Source organism: Streptomyces sp. UH6 (assembly GCF_013421635.1).
In the GTDB taxonomy this organism is placed as follows: domain Bacteria; phylum Actinomycetota; class Actinomycetes; order Streptomycetales; family Streptomycetaceae; genus Streptomyces; species Streptomyces abyssomicinicus.
Genome location: NZ_JACADT010001357.1, coordinates 1 through 1,168, shown reverse-complemented (window position 1 = coordinate 1,168; position 1,168 = coordinate 1). Strand labels below are relative to the sequence as shown.

Annotated in this window: 2 protein-coding genes; both read right to left on the bottom strand. The window is 75.1% G+C overall.

Annotated features, from left to right (window positions below; all coding sequences use genetic code 11):
- Nucleotides 1-700, bottom strand: a 700-nt coding sequence (locus HW445_RS31865; protein WP_180224238.1) for a maleylpyruvate isomerase family mycothiol-dependent enzyme, incomplete at its 3' end; no start/stop codon positions are given.
- Between the two features lie 77 nt (nt 701-777).
- Nucleotides 778-1,158, bottom strand: coding sequence for a fluoride efflux transporter CrcB (gene crcB, locus HW445_RS31860; RefSeq protein WP_180224239.1), 381 nt, complete (start codon nt 1,156-1,158; stop codon nt 778-780).
- Between the last annotated feature and the right edge of the window lie 10 nt (nt 1,159-1,168).

Sequence of the window (1,168 nt, the reverse complement as noted above, 5' to 3'; positions counted from 1 at the left end):
CCGCCCGCAGCGTGACCGCCGGCGGGCCCTCGCCGCCGATGCGGTACCGGCCGCCGATCGGCCCCGAGAGCTCCAGCAGGCAGGGCGGGCCGGTCCAGCCGAGGGCCAGGTCGAGCAGGACCTGCTGCAGGATCTCCCGGTCGTGGCCGTCCAGGACCAGCTCGGCGCCCGTGGCGTCGCTGATGTCGATCCGGTGCATCCACAGGTCGCGGACGAGGAGGACGCTGTTCAGGTACTCCATCGAGTCCTCGGGCAGTGCCCGGCCCTCCTGCGGGAAGACCAGGCTGGTGCGCAGGCGGCGGCGCAGCGGCCGGGGCGTCCGCCCGAGGCTGTGCACCCCCCGCGGGCCGTGCTTCGCCAGCTCGTGGACGAGGCGCTCCGGGGGCAGGTCCGCGCGGTCCTCGATCTGGCTCTCGTTGTGCCCGTCCAGGGCGCCGAGTTCCGGATGCCGGGTCCGCGCCCGCCTGATGCGGCTGAACATCAGCCACGGCTTGGCGAGTTCCTCGCACTGGCCGATCTCGTGCGCGGCCATGTCCCGGACGGCCCAGCCGGTGCACGCGGTCGGCCGCGACCAGGCGTCGGCAGGCAGTGAGCCCAGTACGTCGAGCGAGGCGCGCAGCTCGGCATCGTTCACGGTGCGCGCGCGTATCCCCGGGGTCCGGGGGATGTCCCGGGCGGACACAGTGGTGGCCGTGGTCATGCCGCACCTCCTCGGCCCCCTGTCCACGGTACTCCGGCCGTGGCGGGGAGCATCGGGACTCCGGGGCGCGCGCCCGCTCAGCCCTGGAGCGCTCCCCCCAGCGCCACGCCCGCGTACATCGCCGCGAGGCCCGCCAGGAGGGTGCCCAGGACGTTGCACGCGGCAAGGAGGGGCGAGCCGTCCTCGGCGAGGCGCAGCGTCTCCCAGGAGAACGTCGAGTAGGTGGTGAGCGCACCGCACAGCCCGGTGCCGAGCAGCAGGTCCAGCCGCTCCCCCGCAGGCCCGGCGACCGCGGCGCCGGTGAGCAGTCCCAGGGCCAGCGCTCCCGCGACGTTGACGGTGAAGGTGCCCCAGGGGAGGACGGAGTCCGGCCTCAGGCGCAGCCGCACGGCCCGGTCGGTGAGGTAGCGCAGCGGGGCGCCCACCAGGGCGCCGGCGATCACCAGCAGCCAGTTCACCGGGACCTCC